Annotated in this window: 26 protein-coding genes and 1 tRNA gene; 5 read left to right on the top strand and 22 right to left on the bottom strand. The window is 38.0% G+C overall.

Annotated elements, in window-relative coordinates; all coding sequences use genetic code 11:
• Window positions 1-12: 12 nt before the first annotated feature.
• From proB to uvrB, 8 genes are all read right to left on the bottom strand, one after another.
• Entirely contained in the window at window positions 13-1146 is a 1134-nt protein-coding gene (gene proB / locus H7R46_RS04935; RefSeq protein WP_002118789.1) for a glutamate 5-kinase, read from the bottom strand.
• Between the two features lie 15 nt (window positions 1147-1161).
• Window positions 1162-2382, bottom strand: a complete 1221-nt coding sequence (gene cgtA / locus H7R46_RS04930; RefSeq protein WP_002118576.1) for an Obg family GTPase CgtA — start codon at window positions 2380-2382, stop codon at window positions 1162-1164.
• 179 nt (window positions 2383-2561) lie between these two features.
• The gene (locus H7R46_RS04925; RefSeq protein ID WP_005067862.1) at window positions 2562-3236 is read right to left on the bottom strand and encodes a hypothetical protein; all 675 of its coding nucleotides are present in this window, start codon (window positions 3234-3236) and stop codon (window positions 2562-2564) included.
• 11 nt (window positions 3237-3247) lie between these two features.
• The gene (locus H7R46_RS04920; RefSeq protein WP_005067859.1) at window positions 3248-3973 is read right to left on the bottom strand and encodes a hypothetical protein; all 726 of its coding nucleotides are present in this window, start codon (window positions 3971-3973) and stop codon (window positions 3248-3250) included.
• 149 nt (window positions 3974-4122) lie between these two features.
• Entirely contained in the window at window positions 4123-5580 is a 1458-nt protein-coding gene (locus H7R46_RS04915; RefSeq protein ID WP_005067858.1) for a glyceraldehyde-3-phosphate dehydrogenase, read from the bottom strand.
• A 216-nt stretch (window positions 5581-5796) separates the two neighbouring features.
• Window positions 5797-6744 (bottom strand): EamA family transporter RarD, encoded by a 948-nt coding sequence (gene rarD, locus H7R46_RS04910; protein ID WP_080631061.1) that lies wholly within the window; start codon window positions 6742-6744, stop codon window positions 5797-5799.
• A 110-nt stretch (window positions 6745-6854) separates the two neighbouring features.
• Window positions 6855-7442, bottom strand: a complete 588-nt coding sequence (locus tag H7R46_RS04905; RefSeq protein WP_005067854.1) for a lipocalin family protein — start codon at window positions 7440-7442, stop codon at window positions 6855-6857.
• Window positions 7443-7535: 93 nt separating this feature from the next.
• Window positions 7536-9557 carry an excinuclease ABC subunit UvrB gene (uvrB, locus tag H7R46_RS04900; protein ID WP_005067853.1) on the bottom strand — a complete coding sequence of 674 codons (2022 nt, stop codon included), beginning with the start codon at window positions 9555-9557 and terminating at the stop codon, window positions 7536-7538.
• A 179-nt stretch (window positions 9558-9736) separates the two neighbouring features.
• Here uvrB and H7R46_RS04895 point away from each other — a divergent pair, with 179 nt between their 5' ends.
• Together H7R46_RS04895 and H7R46_RS04890 are read left to right on the top strand one after the other, a co-directional pair.
• On the top strand, window positions 9737-10528 hold the full coding sequence (locus H7R46_RS04895; RefSeq protein ID WP_002118650.1) for a hypothetical protein: 792 nt from the start codon (window positions 9737-9739) through the stop codon (window positions 10526-10528).
• Window positions 10529-10703: 175 nt separating this feature from the next.
• Window positions 10704-12143: a sensor domain-containing diguanylate cyclase gene (locus tag H7R46_RS04890; protein ID WP_002118677.1), complete on the top strand. Its 1440-nt coding sequence runs from the start codon at window positions 10704-10706 to the stop codon at window positions 12141-12143.
• A gap of 30 nt (window positions 12144-12173) precedes the next feature.
• On the opposite strand, the gene H7R46_RS04885 is transcribed toward H7R46_RS04890, so the two are convergent.
• A complete protein-coding gene (locus H7R46_RS04885) occupies window positions 12174-12353 on the bottom strand; it encodes a hypothetical protein (protein WP_002118942.1) in 180 nt (59 codons plus the stop codon).
• A gap of 208 nt (window positions 12354-12561) precedes the next feature.
• On the opposite strand from H7R46_RS04885, the gene H7R46_RS04880 reads away from it, so the two are divergent.
• Window positions 12562-13797: a pyridoxal phosphate-dependent aminotransferase gene (locus H7R46_RS04880; protein WP_005067850.1), complete on the top strand. Its 1236-nt coding sequence runs from the start codon at window positions 12562-12564 to the stop codon at window positions 13795-13797.
• A 52-nt stretch (window positions 13798-13849) separates the two neighbouring features.
• Here the strand turns inward: H7R46_RS04880 and H7R46_RS04875 are convergent, their stop codons facing one another.
• Window positions 13850-14692, bottom strand: a complete 843-nt coding sequence (locus tag H7R46_RS04875) for a DMT family transporter (RefSeq protein ID WP_005067848.1) — start codon at window positions 14690-14692, stop codon at window positions 13850-13852.
• Window positions 14693-14931: 239 nt separating this feature from the next.
• On the opposite strand from H7R46_RS04875, the gene H7R46_RS04870 reads away from it, so the two are divergent.
• Complete coding sequence (locus H7R46_RS04870; RefSeq protein WP_002119022.1) at window positions 14932-15369, top strand: PaaI family thioesterase; 438 nt, start codon at window positions 14932-14934, stop codon at window positions 15367-15369.
• Window positions 15370-15384: 15 nt separating this feature from the next.
• On the opposite strand, the gene H7R46_RS04865 is transcribed toward H7R46_RS04870, so the two are convergent.
• Window positions 15385-15816 carry a hypothetical protein gene (locus H7R46_RS04865; RefSeq protein ID WP_005067846.1) on the bottom strand — a complete coding sequence of 144 codons (432 nt, stop codon included), beginning with the start codon at window positions 15814-15816 and terminating at the stop codon, window positions 15385-15387.
• Between the two features lie 41 nt (window positions 15817-15857).
• Window positions 15858-16004, bottom strand: a complete 147-nt coding sequence (locus H7R46_RS04860; RefSeq protein WP_014207362.1) for a hypothetical protein — start codon at window positions 16002-16004, stop codon at window positions 15858-15860.
• A 46-nt stretch (window positions 16005-16050) separates the two neighbouring features.
• Here H7R46_RS04860 and H7R46_RS04855 point away from each other — a divergent pair.
• Window positions 16051-16126: transfer RNA gene (locus tag H7R46_RS04855), tRNA-Asn, on the top strand.
• Window positions 16127-16295: 169 nt separating this feature from the next.
• Here the strand turns inward: H7R46_RS04855 and H7R46_RS04850 are convergent.
• The 10 genes from H7R46_RS04850 to lepA all read right to left on the bottom strand — a co-directional run bounded on the left by H7R46_RS04850 (window position 16296) and on the right by lepA (window position 24478).
• On the bottom strand, window positions 16296-17054 hold the full coding sequence (locus tag H7R46_RS04850) for an SDR family oxidoreductase (RefSeq protein WP_005067842.1): 759 nt from the start codon (window positions 17052-17054) through the stop codon (window positions 16296-16298).
• Window positions 17055-17326: 272 nt separating this feature from the next.
• Window positions 17327-17971, bottom strand: a complete 645-nt coding sequence (locus H7R46_RS04845; protein ID WP_005067840.1) for a tRNA-(ms[2]io[6]A)-hydroxylase — start codon at window positions 17969-17971, stop codon at window positions 17327-17329.
• A gap of 6 nt (window positions 17972-17977) precedes the next feature.
• Window positions 17978-18703 (bottom strand): pyridoxine 5'-phosphate synthase, encoded by a 726-nt coding sequence (pdxJ, locus tag H7R46_RS04840; RefSeq protein WP_002118629.1) that lies wholly within the window; start codon window positions 18701-18703, stop codon window positions 17978-17980.
• A gap of 13 nt (window positions 18704-18716) precedes the next feature.
• Window positions 18717-19430 (bottom strand): DNA repair protein RecO, encoded by a 714-nt coding sequence (gene recO / locus H7R46_RS04835; RefSeq protein WP_005067837.1) that lies wholly within the window; start codon window positions 19428-19430, stop codon window positions 18717-18719.
• 9 nt (window positions 19431-19439) lie between these two features.
• Window positions 19440-19643 carry an NF038104 family lipoprotein gene (locus H7R46_RS04830; RefSeq protein ID WP_005067833.1) on the bottom strand — a complete coding sequence of 68 codons (204 nt, stop codon included), beginning with the start codon at window positions 19641-19643 and terminating at the stop codon, window positions 19440-19442.
• A gap of 17 nt (window positions 19644-19660) precedes the next feature.
• Complete coding sequence (gene era / locus H7R46_RS04825) at window positions 19661-20683, bottom strand: GTPase Era (RefSeq protein WP_014207367.1); 1023 nt, start codon at window positions 20681-20683, stop codon at window positions 19661-19663.
• 11 nt (window positions 20684-20694) lie between these two features.
• Entirely contained in the window at window positions 20695-21387 is a 693-nt protein-coding gene (gene rnc / locus H7R46_RS04820) for a ribonuclease III (protein ID WP_005067830.1), read from the bottom strand.
• The gene (locus H7R46_RS04815) at window positions 21359-21733 is read right to left on the bottom strand and encodes a DUF4845 domain-containing protein (protein WP_005067828.1); all 375 of its coding nucleotides are present in this window, start codon (window positions 21731-21733) and stop codon (window positions 21359-21361) included. Before H7R46_RS04815 ends, rnc begins: the two co-directional genes overlap by 29 nt.
• Window positions 21734-21757: 24 nt before the next feature.
• Window positions 21758-22585, bottom strand: a complete 828-nt coding sequence (gene lepB / locus H7R46_RS04810; protein ID WP_005067825.1) for a signal peptidase I — start codon at window positions 22583-22585, stop codon at window positions 21758-21760.
• Between the two features lie 75 nt (window positions 22586-22660).
• Window positions 22661-24478: a translation elongation factor 4 gene (gene lepA / locus H7R46_RS04805; RefSeq protein WP_002118606.1), complete on the bottom strand. Its 1818-nt coding sequence runs from the start codon at window positions 24476-24478 to the stop codon at window positions 22661-22663.
• Window positions 24479-24536: the final 58 nt, after the last annotated feature.

Genomic DNA, 24536 nt, shown 5'->3' with positions numbered 1-24536 from the left:
TTTGAGTAAATCTTAATAAATTGCCATATGATCACGGTGAATCATTTCAAGTGAACGAGCTTCACCAAGCACTTGATAAACCTTATCTGAGGCTAAGCCTTTAATAATTTCGGCTGATCGTGAACTAAAGTTCACTCGACCTACCGCAATACGTTTACCTTGTTTATCGACACATTCAACCACATCACCACGATCAAAATGTCCTTCAACATTTTTAACTCCAACAGGGAGCAAACTGCGATGCTTCAATTTAATCGCTTCAACAGCACCATCATCAATCACAAGACGACCTGCTGTTTGTAAATGAGCAGCGAGCCACTGTTGATGAGCAGTCATGCGGTCTTTATCTGTAGTAAACAAAGTGCCTAGCATCTCACCTGCCATCGCACGTGATAAGACATTATCACTTTCGCCACTCGCGATGAGGGTTGGGCAGCCCGATTTAGCAGCTAAACGCGCAGCACGAACTTTAGTGACCATCCCACCTCGCCCAAGCACGCCACCACCGCCGGCCATATCGAATAAATCATCATCCATAGCCCGAACAGTAGAGAGTAATTTAGCATCAGGGTTATGACGCGGATCTGAGTCAAACATACCTTGCTGATCGGTTAAAATGATCAGCAATTCTGCGTGAACCTGACCTGCCACCATAGCAGCTAAAGTATCGTTATCACCAAAGCGAATCTCGTCGGTAGACACAGTGTCATTTTCATTAATGACAGGAATCACACGCCAATCAATCAAGTTTTGCAAAGCATCACACGAGTTCAGATAACGACGGCGATCTGCCAAATCATCATGAGTCAATAAAACCTGAGCAGTACGAATACCGTGGTTTTCAAGCACACTAGACCAAGTATGAATTAAGCCCATCTGCCCAATTGCAGCACAGGCTTGTAGACTGGGTAGATCGGTGGGTCGACTCGCAAGCTTCATACGAACCATACCTTCTGCTACAGCTCCTGATGACACTAAAATAATCTCGTGCCCGGCATTGTGCAAATCTGCAATCTGTTTCGCCCAATGCGAAATAGCATCTAGATCTAAACCTTGCCCATTAGCTGTAAGTAAAGATGATCCGATTTTAACAACGATTCGTTTACACTCACTGAGCTGACGTTGCCCATCGACCACTTCTATCATGTTTCCCTCGGTTTTCTAGTCACGAACGTAGATGACTTCTACATCATTGTCGTCTTCATCATCGTCAAAATCATCATCATCGTCCATCATGCTTTCGAGACGTTGTGCTCGACGCATTGCACGATATGCTTCTTTTGCCGCAATGGTTTGTTCACGTGTTTCAACTTCTAGTTGTTCACGGAAAGCTCTTACTTCTGCTGCGTATTCAGGATCTTCAACTTCACGTTCACGTTGTTGTTCAATCTGATCCATCAAGTAATACACAACTTCTTTTGTACCTTCGCTTAATAAGCCCGATGTCTTAAAGACAGGTCCAGTCCACTCTAGTTCATCTAGAATGTGCTGACACCACTCTTCACGGCTTTCTTCAGCAATCTGATCAAGTTTGTTGAGTACTAAAACAACTGGTAATTTAGCCAAAGTTGGTGAGAACTTAGCCAACTCATTCATAATCGCTTTTGCATTATGTGCTGGATCTGAACCATCAATTGGTTGTACATCAATAATGTGTAAAAGAATACGCGTACGTGCCAAATGTTTAAGGAAACGAATTCCTAAACCTGCACCTTCTGCTGCACCCTCGATTAACCCAGGAATATCGGCCATTACAAATGAACGATGGCGGTCAGCATCGACTACACCCAAGTTTGGAACCATGGTTGTAAATGGATAATCTGCCACTTTTGGTTTTGCAGCACTTACAGCACGAATAAAAGTAGATTTACCGGCATTTGGCATACCAAGCAAACCAACATCTGCCAATACTTTTAATTCAAGACGAATTTCGCGGAACTCACCTTTTGTACCAGTCGTACATTTACGCGGTGCTCGGTTAGTTGATGATTTAAAGTGAGTGTTACCTAAACCACCTTCACCACCACCAGCAACCAGAATTCTTTGGCCGTCTTCAACCAAATCGCCAATAATATCGCCTGAATCTGTATCAACAATTGTTGTACCAACGGGTACTTTTAAAACCACATCTTCACCACCACGTCCAGTACAGTTAGCACCTGCACCGTTTTTTCCACGCTCAGCACGGAATTTACGTGTGTAACGGTAATCGACTAGCGTACTTGTATCATCATCAGCTTGAATATAGATACTTCCACCACGTCCGCCATCACCACCATCTGGGCCACCAAATGGTACAAATTTTTCACGGCGAAAACTGGCTACGCCATTGCCACCGTCGCCAGCCTCTACGGTAATGACTGCTTCATCAACAAAGCGCATCTGCCAATCCTCTAAAAACTCTAAAACCGCCTATTCTGCCATATTTTCATAAAATTCTCGAATAGAAAATGGAACAATTCCATTTATAACGATCTGTTTTATCTTTAATCCAGCAGATGCTTTTAGTTTTGCAAATAAGATCCTTATAAAAAATAAAATTTAGCCAATTTATTTAATTATCAAGGATGAACATTGCGCAGAGGTAAGGTCATTTGCATATCAAGATTTGCTTTTGTTTTTGGCACAGAATTATACATGATGGCATTAAATGAAGAGACATTCCCCATTTCCATAGGATCATTTATGTTTAGGCTTGGTTTAAACTGATGTTTCACCGATAAATTTACAGGTTCATCGAATTCAAAATAAACCGGACCATCAAAAACAATTTTAACGGGAACGGTATAACTACGTTTTAAATTAAAAGGCACATCTAATTTAATAGGGATATCTAATTTAAGGGGAAATTTTGGTAAAAACTTACTTTGATAAACCAAGTCTGTGGTGGTTTCTAAAGGCATAACCTGATCAATTTTTAGAGTCGTTGAATAATCGACACTTACCGTAATAGGTGTTTCTACAGCAAAATTTAAATCTGCCAAATATTTCCCTTTTAAGGGTAAAGTTAATTGGCGATCTATATCTAAAGTTGTATCAAGTTTACCAATAGACTGAACCTGCAAAGTATTACCAACTTGAATTTTTGTTTCTAAAGAGTCAGGTAAACTAATATCGGCATTATGAGCCGAAACGACTAAATTTGCTTGAATATTGAGATATACCCAAAACATAATAGCGGCAAGTATCATCATTAAAAAGAAACTGATTAACATACTCTTGAGTGAACGGAACATTAGCATCCACCCTATTGATCAGTTGTCTTTTGTGATGTTTCTGAACCTAATACTCGATTTAATCGCATAGTGGACAGAGGAATCTTTAACTCACCATTTGCAATCTTAACAGGCAAAGTATTTTTCACATCAACTGAAGCATTTAATGCAGTTTTAACAGGTACATTTAAATTCCCTTCGATTGGGATATTCGTGTCTAATCTTGCTTTTAAAGGAATATGTAGATTTTCTTTTAATACCGTGCGTACTGGGGCATCAAATTTTAAATGAACCTTTTGCTCAAGTGGGACATTAATATCAATTGGCACATCAAGTTTTAGTGGAATTGTCCCTTTCAATGGCAAGGTAATATCACGTCCTAAAACTCGCACCTGAACCTTGGTATCAATTGGTAGATTTTGCTCAACTTTTAATGTTTCTTTGACCGGAATGGTTGTGCTAATCGGCACCATATTATCGAAGTAAACACGCGGAGTTAATGTTTGTGTTAAAGGAATATTCAGTTTCTCATCAATTGGAATACTGGCATTTACGCGCCCCTTTACATCCACATTTAAAGCATCTTGTACTTTAACCTTAACCTGTAGAGGCTCTTGCAAATCAATAGCAACTGCCTGATTTTTCAGTGGAATATAAATATTAAAGTGCTTAAATACCCATATTGCAATGAGTACACCACATAAATTGGCAATAATGATGAATATAAAAACGACCAACAAACGTTTAAACTGCGACAATTCCAATCCCTTACTATTTTCTTTTTTTCCTTAATTTGTATTCTCATTTATTTACAAAAAATAGTCAGCATATATTTTGTACGGTTGTAAAAAAACCCAGTCTAAACTGGGTCTTTTTGTGAAAATATTTTATAGATCGTTAAATGATCTTAAGCATTCAATTCTGCTGGAATTTTTTTGTAGCTTACGCCGCACATTTGTTCAGCGATACGTAATACCTGACAGCTATAACCAACTTCGTTATCGTACCAAACGTAAGCAGTTAAACGGTTACCAGAAGTAATCGTTGCTTGAGCATCGTATACACCTGCTGTACGAGAACCAATAAAGTCACTTGATACGACTTCAGTCGAGTTGGTATAACCAATTTGACCTTGAAGGCTAGAGTTAATCGAGATTTGACGAATGTATTCATTCACTTCTTCGCGATCAACTTCTTTATCAAGTGTTAAATTCAAGATTGCAAGAGATACGTTTGGTGTAGGAACACGTACAGAATTACCAGTTAACTTACCTTTCAATGCAGGTAATGCTTTAGCAACCGCTTTAGCTGCACCAGTCTCTGTAATTACCATGTTCAAAGTAGCAGCACGGCCACGACGATCTGCTTTATGGTAGTTATCGATTAAGTTCTGGTCATTTGTAAATGAGTGAACAGTTTCAACATGACCGTTAAGAACTTTATATTTGTCATCCAATACTTTAAGAATTGGAGTAATTGCATTTGTTGTACAACTTGCAGCAGAGATGATTTTGTCTTCATCTAAGATATCTGTGTTGTTTACACCAAATACAACGTTTTTCATTTCGCCTTTACTTGGTGCAGTCAATACAACACGTGCAACGCCTGGGCATTTCAAGTGTTGGCTTAGACCTTCAGCATCACGCCATTTACCAGTGTTGTCGATTAAAAGTGCATTTTCAATACCATATTCAGTATAGTCAACTTCACTTGGGCTAGACGCATAAATCACTTTAATGAAGTTACCGTTAGCAATGATTGCTTCGTTTTCTTCATCAACAGAAATTGTACCAGCGAAAGTACCGTGAATAGAGTCACGACGAAGTAAAGAAGCACGTTTTGCTAAGTCACCATCAGAAGACTTACGTACAACGATTGCTTTAAGGCTTAAACCACGACCTAAACCTGATTGGCTAATGATTAAACGAGCCAAGATACGACCAATACGACCAAAACCGTAAAGAACTACATCTTTAGGTTGTTCAGAAGTTGCGCTACCTTTGATTGACTCAACTGATTGAGCAACAAAAGCATCAACATCACCGCCTTTTTCTTTATATTCAACAGCAAGTTTACCGATGTCAACTTCTGCAGAACCAATATTTTCAACTTTTGCTAAAGCTTCTAAAATTGGGAATGTATTTACAACAGAAAGTTCAACGTCTACAACACGTGTACGACGGTGAGTTTTCAAAATTTGGATAACAGAACGGTTAATTAAAGAGCGACCGTAAACAGATACGACAATATTTTTTTCACGGTATAATTGACCGATTAATGCAATCATACGTTCCGCGATTTCTTCACGGTTTTTCCAACGGCCTTGGTGTTCAGCGTGCAGGGCGATGATAGTGTCTTTGCTCACAGATACGTCCTCTAATTAATTATATCTAGGCGTGATTTTTAAAACCCCGTAATTGTAATGGAATTATTGGCAAGAATGAATCAAAAGCTGACGTTAGTGACTAGATTTTCCTAAAATTCATCATAAATTCATAAAATACCTATAATTATTTTTTATTATCTTATTGTTTAAAGCAGCTAAATTTTTGCTTTTTCTTACTTTTTAGGTTCTGACGACCTACTCGAACTCATCATTCTTTAATCTTTTTTGATATTTCGTGATATTAAGTTGCAGATTTTGGGCTTTTTGCCGTTGTTGATAAAGATGAATTGCCCCTTCTAAAACGAGTACAAAAACAGCACACCAAATCGGAATATAAGTGAACCATTCTTCTTGACCAATGCTCTCCCCTAAAACTAAAGAAGCTAAAGCCAGTAATACAGGTTCCAAATACCCCAAGAGTCCAAACACAACTAAAGGTAAAAAGCGGCTTGCCAGAATATAACTTCCCAGACCAATAGCACTTAAAATTCCAAGCCCAATAATGATCAAAGAAAGACTCGGTTGGTCTATAAATTTACTGTATGGCAGCAAACCTGTATGAGTTAAATAAATCGCAACGGGCATAATAATGACCAAATCCCACCAAAAGCCCCCTAAATTATCTGTTTTAATTTTTTTACGTAATAAAAAGTAGGCAGAATATCCAACTGCTACCAATGCAGTTTCCCACGCAATACTTCCTAAACGCCATATCTCATGGCTAACGCCAATGACTGCAAGAATAATTGCTACCCATTGAAATTTTGATATTTTTTCGCCATACAACACACTTCCAGCTAAGACAAGAACCAGCGGTAATAAGAAATATCCCAAAGAGACTTGTAACCCACGCCCATGCATCGGCCCCCACAAAAAAAGCCAAAGTTGTACTGAGGTTAAAATAGAGGTTGTGATTAACAATAATAGTAAAGAAGGCTTAGCCAAAATACGTTGATAGATATTTTTGATATAAGTTAAATCACCACTCCACCACATAAATAAAGTAAGGAACGGTAGTGTTGCAATAATCCGCCATCCAAAAGTTTGCTCACTATCTAGCTGGCTTAATAATTGAGTATAAAAATAAAGTACACCAAAAGTGAATGATGCCATGACAGACAAGATCACGCCCTTAAACATCATTAACCTCTTAGACTTTAGTAAAAACAACTCACTACAATACTTGATTTATCCACTATAAAAAAGAAAAAACCATGTAAAAACATGGTTTTTTCTTAAACAGACATATACCACTATTCTTTATGCTCTGTACGAATAATATCTCGAATATCAAAACCTAATGTTTTTGCATAATTTAAATATTCATCTACCACTTCTTGCTCTGGATGAGGGTCTCTTGATAGCACCCAAAGGTATTTACGTGAAGGTTCCCCAACCAAAACAGTCTGATAGTCTTCATCTAGCTTTAAAATCCAGTAATCCCCACGAATTACCGGAATCCATCTTACAGCTTCCGGTAAAAAACTTACCTTCAATTTGGTGTTATATGGCGGGTTAACCACAAAGGCCTCCCCGATAGATTGCTGTAATTGTTTTCTATTATCGTAGCAGCGATTATCTACTACTACATTTCCATTTTCGTTTAAGGTGTAGGTTGCAGATACATCATAAGCACACTTTTTTTGGAAAAATGCAGGTTTACGCGCGACTTCATACCAAACACCTAAATATCGGTCCAGTTCAACTTTATAGACAGTTTGCAAAGGTTTCGGCTGGGCATAGACATAGGTTCCAACAGCCAAACCAGCCAAAACGACACCGCCCAACGCAATTTTAGCCAAACGCCAGCTGGCTTGCGGAACATTATTTCGAAATGCCATTGTTGCCCTCAACGATTAGTTGTGAATACAAAAGAACTCAAATATCTACAGTAGCTTGTTTTTTAAACACATTATGTAGCGTTATGTATTCGTTTATTGCAACATTTGCGCTTTCAGACGAATGATTTCATCACGTATCCGTGCTGCTTGCTCAAACTGTAAATCTTTCGAAGCTTTTAACATCTCTTTTTCAAGCTTAGTAATATGCTTACTAAACAATTTTGGATCAGAGAGAATATGTCTTTCGTCAGCACTTAAAGCTTGTGCTTGTTCAAGCACCTTCTCATCAATTTCGTCGTCTGAAAGCACTTCGCCTGAATCAATTTCTTTGATGACCTGACGAACAGCACTACGTGGCGTAATACCATGCAACTCGTTGAACTCAATTTGTTTAGCTCTACGGCGTTCAGTCTCATCTATTGCTTTTTGCATAGAATCAGTAATTCGGTCAGCATATAAAATTGCTTTACCTTTCACGTTACGCGCGGCACGACCAATCGTCTGAATGAGTGAACGTTCTGAACGTAAAAAACCTTCTTTATCTGCATCTAAAATAGCAACTAAAGAAACTTCTGGCATGTCGAGACCTTCACGCAACAAGTTAATACCGACTAAAACGTCGAATACACCTGTACGTAACTCATGAATAATTTTGACACGTTCAACCGTATCAATATCAGAGTGTAAATAAGCGACTTTAACCCCGTATTCTTTTAAATAAGAAGTCAGATCTTCCGCCATACGCTTTGTTAAAGTGGTCACTAACACACGTTCATTTAGGTTCTTACGAATATTGATCTCAGAAAGAACATCATCAACTTGAGTTAATACAGGACGAACTTCAATTTCAGGATCGATTAATCCTGTTGGACGTACCACCTGTTCAACCACTTGGTCAGACTTTTCTAGCTCATATTTAGCAGGTGTTGCACTGACAAAAATGGTCGTCGGTACAATGCGCTCCCACTCTTCAAATTTCATTGGTCGATTATCAAGTGCGCTTGGTAAACGGAACCCGTAATTCACTAAATTTTCTTTACGTGATCGGTCACCTTTATACATCGCTCCAATTTGCGGAACTGTAACGTGTGACTCATCAATAATCAGTAATGCATCTTCTGGTACATAATCAAATAAAGTTGGAGGCGCTTCACCAGCTGGACGGCCCGATAAATGACGTGAATAGTTTTCGATACCATTGGTATAGCCCAACTGTTGCATCATTTCTAAATCATAACGGGTACGCTGCTCAATACGCTGGGCTTCCAGCAATTTGTCATGTTCACGGAAGAATTTAAGTTGATCTTGTAACTCATCTTTAATTGTATCAATAGCACGAGTTAGATGATCTTTCGGCGTTACATAGTGGCTTTTTGGATAAATCGTAACACGTGGAACTTTACGGACCATTTTACCCGTTAACGGGTCAAACCAACGGATCGAATCGACCTCGTCATCAAATAGTTCAATACGAATCGCATGTTGATCAGATTCGGCAGGGAAAATATCAATAATTTCGCCGCGAATTCGATATGTACCACGTAAGAACTCAAGTTCATTACGCGTATATTGCATTTCAACCAAACGGCGGATAATTTCATCACGACTTACACGGTCGCCCTCAACCACATCCAGTAACATTTGCATATAAGCATTTGGATCACCCAAACCATAAATTGCAGAAACCGAGGCCACAATAATTGCATCACGACGCTCTAATAAAGCACGTGTTGCTGATAGTCGCATCTGGTCAATGTGATCGTTAATGGCAGCATCTTTTTCAATAAAAGTATCTGAGGATGGAACGTAAGCCTCGGGTTGATAGTAATCATAGTAACTTACGAAATACTCAACCGCATTATTAGGGAAGAACGCTTTAAACTCTCCATAAAGCTGGGCAGCCAAAGTTTTGTTATGAGCCATCACAATTGTAGGTCGCTGTGTTTGAGCGATCACATTCGCCATGGTATAGGTTTTACCCGAGCCAGTTACACCCAGCAATAACTGATTACGAAAACCATGCTCGATACCATTTACCAGCTTTTCAATGGCCTGTGGCTGATCACCTGCTGGCTGATAATGAGTGACCAAATCAAAAGGTTGATTTTCGTTCAAAGTTATCTCTCTTTATGAAAAATTGAATTTAACGTCTCCCCTTTTAATGGGGATTTTTATCTTAATTTAAAGTCTAAATTGAGCTGGAAATTCAATGTAAAAGATTAAGCATCTTAACACTTGACCAATACCCTAATCGGTTGCAACATGAAGCTATCCATTAAACAAAAAGTATAACCATGACCTATCAATATCATGATGAAAGTATTGTAACCGAACTTCCCGAAGATACAGTTTTTGTATTTGGAAGTAATCTTGCTGGACAACACGGTAGTGGTGCAGCGCGCGTTGCAAGTCAGCACTTCGGAGCAGTTGAAGGTGTAGGTCGTGGCTGGGCTGGTCAAAGCTTTGCAATTCCAACTTTAAATGAACACATTCAACAAATGCCACTTTCACAAATTCAGCATTATGTTGAAGACTTTAAGATATACACAAAAAATCATCCTAAAATGAAATATTTCATTACTGCATTAGGTTGTGGCATTGCGGGTTATAAAGTTTCTGAAATCGCTCCTCTTTTTAAAGGGATTTATCATAACGTTATCTTTCCGGAATCTTTTAAACCCTATGTAGAAGATAATGCAGTATCACAATTTCCGACTTTAACTCAAAAGATGGTACAAAGTTTCATTAACGATGAAGTTATTTTTTACTTTAATCATGGCAGTGAATCATTTGAAGAAGCTTTAGATAAAACTGATTTATCAGATGCTGAAAAAGCCATAGCTCTTATTGTTTTAAATGAAGAGTTGTATCCACGAGATCGTTATGGACGAGGCCGTGATCATGAGCTTAGTGATATTTTAGGGAAGTTAAACGGTAAAATTTTCAATCTTCATGGAAACTCTGAGGGTGCCATGATTTTTGTAAGTGCAGTTGTTGCACTGATGGAACTTTACGATTTTGATGAGCAAGATTTTATTAAGTTATGGCGTGGTGAAAAAAACATTGATCACCCTATTAATCGTTAATTTTTCTTATGAATTTATGAGTTAAGCAGATAATCTCTGCTTTCTCATTATTTTATTTTTAATTACATTTAATCCTTTTATTTTTAATTATTCTAATATATTTAAACTCTTTATCCTCCCAAATCTTAATTTTTCTCATTATACTTTAAGGCAAACTGAATACTTAAAGAAACATATGGAAACTTTAGATTCTTCGATTTTTGACCTTAGCCCAATTCCAATGTGGATTGAGGATTTCAGTGAAGTTAAACAACAATTTGATTTATGGAGAAAGCAAGGAATTGAAAACCTCCATGAATTTTTAAATCAAAATAAACACTTAGTTATTGAATGTGCTCATAAAATTAAAATTATTCGTGTTAATCAAAAAACTTTAGAACTTTTTGAAGCAACAACCCACGAAGAACTATATTCAAATTTGAATCTTATTTTTAAAAAGGAAATGTTCGAATCACATATTTATGAGCTTGAAGCGTTATGGAATGGCAAAACCCATTTTTCAAGCACTACCGTGAATTACACCTTATCAGGCAAACGTATTGATGTTCAGTTAAGAGGGTCTATTTTACCTGGTTCTGAATCTACCTTTGAACGTGTATTAATTACTACAGAAGATATTACCCCTTATCAAAATGCACTCCGTCAGGAAGAAAAAAATCGTCGACTGGCTGAATCTATGTTTATCTACTCACCTACTTCACTGTGGGTCGAGGATTTCAGCCGTATAAAGAATAGAATTGATCAACTTAGGCTATTGGGAATTGAAGATTTTAGAACTTTTCTAGATGTTCATCCTGAGTTTGTCCGCCAGTGTGTAGAAGATATTTTAATTTTAGATGTTAATCAGGCCACGATAGATTTATTTAAAGCTCCTGATAAGTCGACACTTTTAAGAAATACACATAAGATTTTTGCTGAAGAAATGGTTGAAACCTTTCGAGAACAACTCATCGAGTTATGGCAAGGCAATATCCATCATAAACGTGAAGCCGTTAACTACGCTTTAGATGGCCAAATAAGAAATGTTTTGCTTCAATTTACCGTTTTTCCGGGATATGAAGAGACTTGGGGATTAGTACAAGTTGCACTGACAGATATTACTGCACGGAAAAAAGCGGAAAACTATCTCGAATATTTAGGGCAACACGATGTTCTTACCAAACTATATAACCGTGCTTTTTTTACAGAGGAACTTAATCGCTTAAACCGAAGTATTATTCGACCAGTTTCTTCAATTTTTTTAGATATGAATGGATTAAAAGAAACAAATGACCAGTTTGGGCATGATATTGGAGATGGTTTATTACGCCGTGTTGGAAATATTTTAAGTCAGGCTATTTCAAATACAGCCTATACTGCATCCAGAATCGGTGGTGATGAGTTCGTGATCTTAATGCCAGGTGCAGATGAAGCGCACGTTCAAATTATGCTTCAAACGATTCAGGAGCTTTTTAATATCGACAATCAATATTATTCAAGCCATCCAGTAAGTATTGCAATTGGACATGCAACCACTCAAACAAATGAACAGATTGAGGACATGTTAAAACGAGCAGACCATCACATGTATCAAAAGAAAAAAAGTTATTATCAAGAAATTTTATTCAATCAATAAAAAACAGGCATATTGCCTGTTTTTCAAAAATTAGCGTTTTCCCATAGAACGACGCGTACCACGTGGAGGCATCCATGTTCTATCCGCATATTGCTCTGGTTTTGGACGCACTTGGTTGTGTACCGCATCATCTGCTTGATTGCTTTCATTCGGCATTGGGAATGGCAATTTCACCAAAGCCTTTTTCTGTTTTGGCTGTTGCTCAGTCATGATTCATTCTCGAAATTTCGATTGCGACCTATTATAAATGATTTTTATCATTTCTTTTCAAAAAAGCTTCAATTGAGTAAAACAGCAACAAGAATCTTCTTAAATTAAACTTTTTTACATCTAAAAATACCCGTATCCGCAAATTGCTTAATTTTTGCGATAAGATAGTATGCTTTTTATTTTTTAATCCCATAAGAGGAATATTGCCGTGGACGTACGTCTTTCTGATCGTGTCAATGCTATCAAACCGTCCCCTACACTTGCTGTAACAAACAAAGCTGCTGAACTTAAAGCTGCTGGCAAGAACGTGATTGGTTTAGGTGCTGGCGAGCCAGATTTTGATACCCCTCAACACATCAAAGATGCTGCAATTGAAGCGATTAATAATGGTTTCACCAAATATACGGCTGTAGATGGTACTCCTGGGTTAAAAAAAGCAATTATTGCTAAGTTCAAGCGTGATAATAATCTTGATTATCAAGCGAACCATATCTTGGTTTCTTGTGGTGGTAAACAAAGCTTCTTTAACTTGGCACTTGCTCTATTAAACAAAGGCGATGAAGTTATTATTCCAGCACCTTTCTGGGTAAGCTATCCAGATATGGTCATTATTGCTGAAGGTACTCCAGTCATTGTGAAATGTGGCGAAGACCAACGCTTCAAAATCACTCCTGAACAATTAGAAGCTGCTATTACACCTAACACTCGTTTAGTTGTATTAAACAGCCCATCTAACCCAACAGGCATGATTTATAGCAAAGCTGAATTAGAAGCTTTAGCTGAAGTTTTACGTCGTCATCCACAAGTATTTGTTGCATCTGACGATATGTATGAACCGATTCGTTGGGAAGATGAGTTCTACAACATCGCAACTGTTGCACCTGATTTATATGACCGCACGATTGTTTTAAACGGTGTTTCTAAGGCATATGCAATGACAGGTTGGCGTATTGGCTATGCAGCCGGTCCAGCGAAAATCATTGGTGCAATGAAAAAGATCCAATCACAGTCAACTTCTAACCCAACTTCTATTTCGCAAGTTGCTGCTGAAGCTGCATTGAATGGTCCACAAGACGTTTTACAACCTATGATTGAAGCGTTTAAACGCCGTCATGACTTAGTTGTAAATGGCTTAAATGATATTAAAGGTATCTCTTGCTTACCTGCTGATGGCGCTTTCTATGCCTATGCAAACATTCGTCCTCTTATTCGTGCAAAAGGCTTAAAATCTTGCACAGAGTTCTCTGAATGGTTACTAGAAGAAACTGGCGTAGCAGTTGTTCCTGGTGATGCATTTGGTTTAGGCGGTTTTATGCGTATTTCATATGCAACAGCTGACGAAGTACTCGTTGATGCGTTAGCACGTATCAAAAAAGCTGCTGACTCAATTGAAGGTGTAGACGCTGCTATTGCTTCAATTGAAGCTGAAAAAGCTGCGAAATAATCTGCATTTTGCATAAAAGGGGTTCTCTTGAGAGAACCCTTTTTTCATTCACTTATGCATTTTTAGCTTTTTGAGGTCTTACATAAATAACTAATAAAATTCCAAATAAAACCATAAAACTCGATAAAAACACTCGCCCTGTCACAGTCTCATTTACAAATAGGCTTCCACCTATAATTGCCAAACATGGCACACTTAGCTGTACTGTACTCGCTGTCACTCTATCAATATGCTTCAAAATTGCATACCAGAGTACATAAGCCCCGCTTGAAGTGACACCGCCCGACAAAATCGCTAAGACCCATCCTTGCATGTCAATGTAGCGATCTTGGGCAAGTAATACATTCACCAACAAAACCATTGGCACAGCTAGCGTAAAATTTGCCAACGTACTACCAATCGGTTGTGTCATATTACGACCAGCAATGCTGTATCCTGCCCATGCCAACCCAGATATCACCATAATTAGAGCATATCCCCAATCAGGCGCATGAGTATCGGGTAATAACAAAACAATGATTCCAGCCAAAGCAATACATAAGCCTATACCACGGTATATGCCAATCTGTTCACCCTGCCAATAGCCATAAAGCACCATAGTCAGCTGTACAACCCCAAACAATAACAGAGCACCAATACCAGCGTCGATCTGAAGATAAGCATATGAAAATGCCAAAATATAAACCGCTAGAAAAAATGCGTTTTTTAAACTCCATTGGACTTTGGTTTGAGACGATTTTGAATATAAAAACAGTCCAAATAAAACAACCGCACCACTTCCCACTCGTATTAGACTAAAAGTCATTGGGTCAATATGTTGGCCTGCCAAAGCCAAACGACACAATACAGAATTTGCTGCAAAAGCGGCCATTATGAGTGCAATTTTAAAAAGCATTGTCCTTATGCTCCTGTTATTTCTTATAGTGTAAAAGAAGTCTTTCTTATCTATCTAATTCATTATGCAACTCATTTAATTCAATTTTTATAATAAAGGAATTTTATATTAAATGAACAAAATTTTAAAATTCAACTTATCAGTTCAATCTTTAACTATAGAATTGACTTATCGATGACTTAATAATAGGCTAATATCAAGTTCTATTTTGGAACTTAAAAAATTAAAGGACCCAAAAAATGAAAAATCCGATGGAAATGACTGGCCTTGAATTTTTACAAGCAATGATAGAAGGCCATATTCCACCTGCCAGCATTAGTAAAACAATACCTATGCAACCTACTGAAATTTCAGAAGGATCTGTTACCTTTAAAGCCCAAGCAGATCATAACCATTTAAATCCACTCGGTGGCGTACATGGTGGTTTTGCTGCCACCGTCCTAGATTCAGTGACTGGCTGTGCAGTACATACGATGTTACCTGCGGGTGTAGGTTACGGCACAATCGACCTTAACGTAAAAATGTGCCGCCCTATTCCCCAAAATCAGGCTTTAATTGCAACAGGCAAAGTTATTAATTTAAGTAAAAATTTAGGTATTTCTGAAGGAAAGATTATTGATGAGGAAGGTAAACTGTATGCCTATGCAACAGCAACCTGCATGATTATTCGTCCATAATCATTAAAGGCAGCCTTAAACCGCTGCCTTTTTTATTAAGTCACCTGAATTATCTGGACGTTCACAAGTTTGTGCAATCACATACGGCGCCCAAATATTTTTAAGTTGGAGTTCTATAATTTCTTGATGCTCTACAGACCAAGCTAAAACTTTATTTTTACCCAACAATAACTCCCCTTCTAATTGAAAAATATATAAAGATTTAGAGGAGTTTAGTAGTTCCGAGCTTTTTAAAATCTTAAGTGAATTAGGCACATTCCATTTAGCGCTAAACCAAAGCTGCAATAAATCACCTAAATATAAATCCTGCTTTTTGAAAGGATAAGCATTAACCCATGCACCTTCTACGGGTGTGTAATAAGACTCTGATTGATTTAAGATATTCAGATAATTGTGTTGATAGAAATCAAAATTAGAAAAAATAGAAGCGATCGTAAGCGTTTTCATACTTATCTCCGATTTAGCCATTTTAGTGCTGGCAAGTTGGTTTAAATCCACACTGTTTGGATTTCTCCAAACGCTTGTTCTTTTTTGAATCTAGCAATTGATTTTTTAAAGTGCAAGTAATTTCTTAACTCACCACTCAACTGATCAAATAAAAAGCATACGACACAAAAATGAAGTAAACATGACAATTTAGACTTGACCCTTCTCAAAATCTCCTTATAATCGCATGCAGATTCTCCCATAGCTCAGTCGGTAGAGCGACGGACTGTTAATCCGCAGGTCCCTGGTTCGAGCCCAGGTGGGAGAGCCAAATACTAAAAAGCCCGCAGCATTAAAGCGGGCTTTTTTTTTGCCATAAATTTATCAATAACTATAAAAAATCCCCTATCAGCAGATAGAGGATTTAATTTTTTCTTAGAGTTTTTATTAGGTTTAACGCTCTAACCTAACTCGAAAGAATATATTTTCTTCTTAAATTATTATTCCACTTCAACCACTTTTAAAGGATTAAAAGATTGAGTGGTCGGCATCATTTCAATACGATTAATATTAATGTGTGGCGGTTGTGAAGCAATCCAAGCTACCGTATTTGCAATATCTTCAGGCAAGAGTGGATTCTTTTTATCATATAGACTATTTACTTTATCCTCATCACCTTTAAAACGCACAAGAGAAAATTCAGTACCTCCACACAATCCTGGTTCAATGTTAGTTACGCGCACACCAGTACCAGCCAAATCAGCACGAAGATTTAAACTAAATTGCTCCACGAAAGCTTTGGTTGCCCCATACACATTGCCCCCTGGATATGGGTATGTACCTGCAATAGAGCCCATATTAATAATCAAACCTGATTTTTTCTTTACCATACTTGGCAAAATTAATCGGGTAATCGTAACAAGCCCCTTAACATTGGTATCAATCATCGTATACCAATCATCTAATTCTGCTTTATCTGCGGGTTCCAATCCTAATGCCAATCCAGCATTATTCACCAATAAATCAATTTGACCGATTTGAAATTCGGCTGGTAAATCAACCAATACTTTATTTATATTTTCTGCGGTATCCGTCATGTCAAATACTAATGGGTAGAATTTTTCACCAAGTTCTTGTTTTAGTTCTTCTAGTTTTTCTGCTCGTCTTCCGCAACCAATAACGTTATATCCTAACTCAATCAGCTTTTTTGAAATGCTATAACCAAAACCTGCCGATGCACCTGTAACTAATGCTAACATTCTTATATCCTTAGAAATGATCAACTATTTCAGTTGAACTCATGATGAACATATCAGCCTTTATATTTACACAATATTTATTATTAGCCTAAAAAAATAAAAGTTTTTTAAAAAATTTTAAGAGAAATTAAAATCTATAAAAAATATATTTATTAAATAATTATATGCATTAAAAAACTAAAAGTAGAACATGCTTACCACCAAAGGGATAATGCTCACCTAATAAAAAAGTTTACCGTGAAAGGTAAACTTTTTATTTGAGACGTCCAAGACTAAGCAGGAATACCACTATGAAAACGGAAAGTATTATCTGGGGTTAAAATCAGATTCTTTTCAACTTCACGGATATGATCAATTCGCTTCTGAATATCCTCTTTAGGATCTTTCATTTTTGCAGTTTTTGCCACATCAAGCGCAAGTGCGAGATAGTCTTCAAAATGACGAGACTCTGACTTAAGCAAGTATCGATAATAACGTCCTAACTCATCATCTACACGCGGAACAAGTGCATAAAAGCGCTCACATGAACGAGCCTCTACGAATGCACCAATCACCAGCACATCAATTAAAGCTTCAGGCTCATACGTACGGATTTCTTTACGCAACCCACCTGCATAACGTCCAGCACTTAAACCAGTCCACTCTTGACCGCGCTTAGCCATAAGCTCAAGTACTTGTTCATAGTGAAGCATTTCTTCTCGTACAAGTTGAGCAAGTTTTACTTGTAAGTCAGGAAAGAAGCTATAGCGGAACATTAAGTTCATTGCTGTACTAGCAGCTTTCTTTTCACAATTAGCATGATCTTGCATCAAAATATCTAAATTATTGATTGCCTCATCCAACCATGCATTTGGTGTTTGACATCCTAAAAAGGCCACCACAGGTTGCATTAATTCATCGTAATTGATACTCGACATAACCAACTATCCTGCTGCCTGAATCGCTGTTTTCATATCTTTAACAGCTTGAACCAGACCTACAAAAACACTTTCAGCAATAATTGAATGACCAATATTTAATTCATGAATTTGTGGAATAGCTGCAATTGGCGCAATATTTTTAAGGTTAAGGCCATGACCTGCATTTACAACCAAACCTTTTGAAGCTGCATACTCAACACCTTTGATAATGCGCTCTAACTCGGCTTGTTGATCTTGCTCCGTTTCCGCATCTGCATATGCACCCGTGTGCAACTCAATCGTAGGTGCGCCACACGCAACTGCTGCATCAATTTGAGCTAAATCAGCATCAATAAATAATGATACGTCGCAACCAATGGCCGCTAAAGTTTGAGTTGCAGCTTTAACTTTTTCAAAGTTACCCACTACATCCAAACCACCTTCAGTTGTTACTTCTTGGCGTCTTTCTGGAACAAAACACACGTGCTGCGGCTGAATTTCTTTCGCAAACTCGACCATTTCATCAGTAACAGCCAACTCTAGGTTCATACGCGTTTTTAATAATGGACGCATGCGACGTACATCATCATCTTGAATATGGCGACGATCTTCACGCAAATGCAAAGTAATCCCCTCTGCACCCGCTTCTTCACAAATAAGAGCAGCTTCTACAGGGTCTGGATAAGTAGTACCGCGCGCCTGTCTCAAAGTAGCAACATGGTCTATGTTTACACCAAGCAATGCAGCCATAAATAAATCCTAATTATGATTGAGTTTGAGTATTTTGAATCCACAATTGTCGACTTTTTAGGGGACGATCTCCTAAAAGCGATGTAATCATTTGACGGTATAGTTTACCTAATAATTGCAATTGTTCGTGAGAAAAATCCTGACCTTGCTCATAATCCAACATAGATAAAATTGCTTTACCTGACAATGAGGAACGGCTTGCCTGAACAACTGGCGCAAAACCTTCAGTCACCTGAAATTGATAAAACTGGTGGACCTGTATTGGCTGTTGTTGAGTATCAATTGAGAAATCAATCGCGTAACCCAGCTCAGGAAGCAAAACATGTTCGAACTGGCGCAAAATCTGTCTCAGAAAAAGATCAGGATTTTCGTGGGAAGATAATTGCTGTAATTGAAGTAAAGTTAATTGATATTGCTCAAAAGTTTGTGGCATTGCCTCTTCTAATGGGCAAAGTCTAAGAACAATTTCATTTAAATAAAATCCGGCAAAAAAAGCATCACCAAAAAAGAAAACAGGCTGATTTAATATTTCCAGCTTAGTAAAATTTTTAAGTTCACTTTTACCTGTGGCTTGCAGTCGAATAGGTTGATATTGAGGGGGCGGAGTCTGTCTTAAAATACCATCAACTCGCCCATATTCCTGAGTAAAAAGATGCACAATATGACTTTTTTCACGGTACTTACGGTGATGAATCATATATCCATGGAGGACTTCATTGCGCATCATAAAAAGAATCTATTCCTCAGATTCTTTTTCTTTTTTATCATCCTCATCATCACCGTCAGGAATAACAGCACCTACAACAGCTGCTGTACCTTTAACTACCCCTTTAGTAGTTTTATAGGCGATACCTACTGGTACGGTTACAAGCTTATATACACAACCTTGTAACATCAATGTACATCCAACTATAGCGATTAATGATGTAATTGTTTTCATACCAGCACCCTTATCCTTTAGATATCACTGTATCCTAAGCTTTTGAGAGCACGCTCATCATCAGACCAACCACCCTTCACTTTCACCCAAAGTGTGAGCATAATTTTTTGCTCAAACATTTTTTCCATGTCTTTACGAGCATCCATACCAATCGTTTTAAGCTTAGTACCTTTTTCACCAATCACAATGGCTTTTTGACCAGCGCGGTCTACAAAAATCGTTGCATCGATATAGGTACAAGCTGGTTTTAAACGACCAGTTTTTTCATTAACAGTTGCTTCTTCTGTTTTGAAAGATTCAATTTGTACTGTTAAATCATAAGGAAGCTCTTCACCCAACTGACGCATGATTTTTTCGCGAATAATTTCACTTGCCAAGAAGCGTTCAGAGCGGTCAGTAATCTGATCAAATGAATACAATGGTGGTTGATAAGGAAGGTATTTCTCAATCGTTTCACTCAAGTGTTCTAAGTTTGCACCACGCAAAGCAGAAACAGGAACAATCTCAGCAAAATTCATAAGTTTGGCACGTTCTTGAATGAGAGGAAGAATCTCTCTTTTATCTTCAAAAGTGTCAGCCTTATTAATGACTAAAATAACCGGCATTTCAGCGTTCTTGAGTTTTTCAAGCACTAAATCGTCGTTTTGAGTCCACTTATAAGCATCGATAACGAATAAAACTAAGTTAACGTCACGTAATGCAGAATGAGCAGCACGGTTCATCATTTTATTAATAGCACGCACTTCTTTTTTATGCATACCTGGGGTATCTACATATACCGCCTGCATCTTTTCGCGCGAATCAATACCAATAATTTTATGACGTGTTGTTTGAGGTTTACGCGAAGTAATAGAGAGCTTTTGACCCAATAAATGGTTCATGAGGGTAGATTTACCCACATTTGGACGTCCCACAATCGCCACAAATCCGCTCTTAAAATCCGAAGGGATTGTTACGCCTTTGGAACTAAAAAATTGATCAATCAGATTATTAGGATCTTGGTTTTCATTTGAATCTGGATTGATTTGATCAGAATGCATCGACATGCAGGTTATTGCTCCAATAACTTTAAAATTTCCGCCGCTGCTGCCTGCTCGGCAAAACGACGACTTGAACCCTCACCATAAATCTTCGGTAAACCATCTACCACACATTCCACTTTAAAGTGCTGATGAGGTGCATCACCCTGAATATCTACAACCTCGTAAACAGGGAGAGGTTTTTTACGTGCTTGTAGATACTCTTGTAAACGTGATTTCGGATCTTTGAGTTGATCCGTAGGTTCTATATGGTCTAAATAGGGTATGTACCATTTTAGCACAATATCTTTAAGTAAGTTGAGATCACCACTATCAAGATAAATTGCACCAATAATCGCTTCTACCGTATCTGCTAATATTGACTCACGATGATGACCACCAGATTTCAACTCGCCTGTACTTAATATTAAACACCGGCTAAGTTGCAAATCGGTTGCAATCTTACCTAACGCTTCTTGGCGAACTAAGGTCGCACGCATACGCGTGAGACGACCTTCATTTTCATTTGGATAGGCATGATATAGATAATTGGCGATTATCATGCCTAATAATGAATCACCGAGAAACTCTAAGCGCTCGTAATTGTATTTGTGACTCACCGAACGATGAGTCAAAGCTAACTGTAACAATTCAAGCTGCTTAAATTGATATCCGATTCGACTCAGTAAGCGAGGATCACTTAGTTTGAACTGATGTTTTATCAAAACTCTTCTCAAATGTTAAAACTAAATCAATATTGAATAAGAAAGGTTTTCTTACTTCATATTTCTTTTTGACCGTTAGACCTGACTGATTAAACACTTGAGCGATCTCTTTAAAGTGGAGATCACGAATATTGTTCATTTCGAGTCGCTGATCCATTTGTGTTACAAACTTTTGTGGTGTGATCTCAGAAGAGCTTTCTTGTAAAAGCTCTTCTATCTGATTATTAATCAGCCGATCATCCCAATATGCTGGCCAAACTGCAAGTACAGCTTTTACTGCAATTGCAAATATAACCACCCCAAATAAAATTGCTAAATACGAAGTACCCTGTTGTGCCTTACGCATTTCTTTTTTTCCTAATGGTTGTTTTTAATCTATTTTTCCATTTCGGCTGAAGTTAGGAAGGTGTAAACCCGGTTCTTTATGCATCCACACGTAGAATGCTCGTCCTGTTAAGTTTTCTTCAGGAACGAAACCCCAGAAACGACTGTCTGCACTTTGATCGCGGTTATCCCCCATTGCAAAGTAATGTCCTTTTGGTACAGTCACTTCCCAATATAAACCGTCTTGGTTCGCATATTTACCATTTTCAACATAGTTGATAAACGGTGCTTGGCGTGCCACATTTACGCCTTCAAGCTCACGCATCGTAAAGGTATGCTCACCAATCGTCTCTTTATGATAAATAGACGTTGGCGTATCCATCACATCTTTTTCACGACTGAACTGTGTTAATACTTTCGGTACTTTTTGCCCATTAATAATCAATTGCCCATGGTCATACACAATATGATCACCAGGTAAACCAATTACACGTTTAATATAACTAATAGTCGGTTGAGGTGGATAACGGAATACAATTACATCACCACGCTTCGGTTCACCTACATCAATAATTTTCTTATTAACGATAGGTAGACGTACACCATAATCAAATTTATTCACCAGAATAAAATCACCAGTTTCTAAAGTTGGCACCATAGAGTCCGATGGAATATTAAATGGCTCATAAAGAAATGAACGAAGCACAAGTACTACAGCTAAAACTGGCCAAAAGTCATAGGCCCATGTAATGACAAAATTTTCGTTCCCGCGTCCTTTATTTGCACGCTGTTTTAATACAAGTTTATCTAACAACCACACTGCAAATAGAATCAGCGTAACTGGAACAAGAATTAAATTAAAATCAAAATCCACATGACCTCACTCGCAGCCTCGCTGCTTGTATTACAGTGGGGAAAAGAAATTATTCACTTTCCCCACCCTCATTTCTTATCTTTCTACTTTCAATACAGCCAAGAACGCTTCTTGTGGAATTTCAACACTTCCCACTTGTTTCATACGTTTCTTACCTTCTTTTTGTTTAGAAAGTAGTTTTTTCTTACGTGAAACGTCACCACCATAACATTTTGCCAATACGTTTTTACGCATCGCTTTTACAGTAGAACGGGCAATAATTTGCGCACCGATTGCTGCCTGAATAGCAACATCGAACATTTGGCGAGGAATTAAGTCTTTCATTTTCTCAACCAATGCAATACCACGATGGCGTGCATCATTACGGTGACAAATCATAGCCAAGGCATCAACCTTTTCGCTATTAATTAACACATCAACCTTAACTAAAGCTGAACTTTCAAAACGTACAAAGTTATAGTCTAAAGATGCAAAGCCACGAGAGCATGACTTTAATCTGTCAAAGAAATCCATAACGACTTCAGCCATCGGGATTTCAAAAGTAATAGAAACTTGATTACCCAAGAATTTCATATCTTTTTGTACACCACGACGTTCGATACAGAGCGTCATTACGTTCCCTAAATATTCTTGAGGAACAAGGATATGACATTCAGCAATTGGTTCACGCAAATCTTCTACAGTCGATCCATCTGGCATTTTTGATGGACTATCGATGTAAATCGTTTCGCCTTTCTTGGTTAATGCTTCATAAATTACGGTAGGTGCAGAACTAATGAGGTCAAGATCGTACTCACGCTCTAAACGCTCTTGTACAATTTCCATGTGCAGCATACCTAAGAAGCCACAACGGAAACCAAAGCCTAAAGCATCTGAACTTTCTGGTTCAAAGAATAAAGCCGAGTCATTGATCTGTAATTTTTGTAATGCTTCACGGAATGGTTCAAAGTCACTGGCATCAATCGGGAAAAGACCAGCATATACTTGCGGTTTAACTTTTTTGAAACCAGGTAAAGTTGCAACGTCTGGTGTAGAAGCAAGAGTAATTGTGTCACCTACTGGCGCACCAAAAATATCTTTAATACCAGCAATAACAAAACCTACTTCACCAGCTTCAAGAATATCTGTTTCAGTATGCTTAGGATTAAATACACCTACAGAAGTGACCGGATGAGTTTGTCCTGTCGATTTAACCAACATTTTGTCGCCCTTGCGGATACGACCTTGTTTAATACGAACAAGAGAAACTACGCCTAAGTAGTTATCAAACCATGAGTCGATAATTAATGCTTGTAATGGTGCTTCACGATCACCTTCTGGCGCCGGAATAACATCGACTAAACGCTCGAGTACACCTTCAACACCTAAACCAGTTTTTGCTGAACAGGTTGGTGCATCTGTCGCTTCAATCCCGATAATTTCTTCAATTTCATGAATTACACGTTCAGGTTCAGCCTGTGGTAAATCAATTTTATTTAGAATAGGAAGAACTTCTAGACCTTGCTCAATTGCTGTATAACAGTTTGCAACTGATTGAGCTTCAACACCTTGTGCTGCATCTACAACCAATAGTGCACCTTCACACGCAGCTAATGAACGAGAAACTTCATATGAGAAGTCAACGTGCCCAGGCGTATCAATAAAGTTAAGTTGGTATTCCTGACCATTTGGATGGGTGTAATACAGCGTGACAGAAGCGGCTTTAATGGTAATCCCACGTTCACGCTCAAGCTCCATTGAGTCTAAGACCTGAGCTTGCATTTCACGATCTTGTAGACCACCACACATCTGAATAAAACGGTCAGCCAATGTAGACTTACCATGGTCAATGTGGGCAATAATCGAGAAATTTCGTATATTTTTGATATCGACGGATTTTTTAGCTTGCGCCATGGGTTACCTTGAGAAAATATAGAGTGCTATGTAGCTTGTTTTAATACACAGCCAAAGC

The sequence above is a fragment of the Acinetobacter sp. BEC1-S18-ESBL-01 genome (genome assembly GCF_014169935.1).
GTDB lineage: Bacteria > Pseudomonadota > Gammaproteobacteria > Pseudomonadales > Moraxellaceae > Acinetobacter > Acinetobacter pittii.
This window is presented reverse-complemented; position numbering and strand designations above follow the sequence as displayed.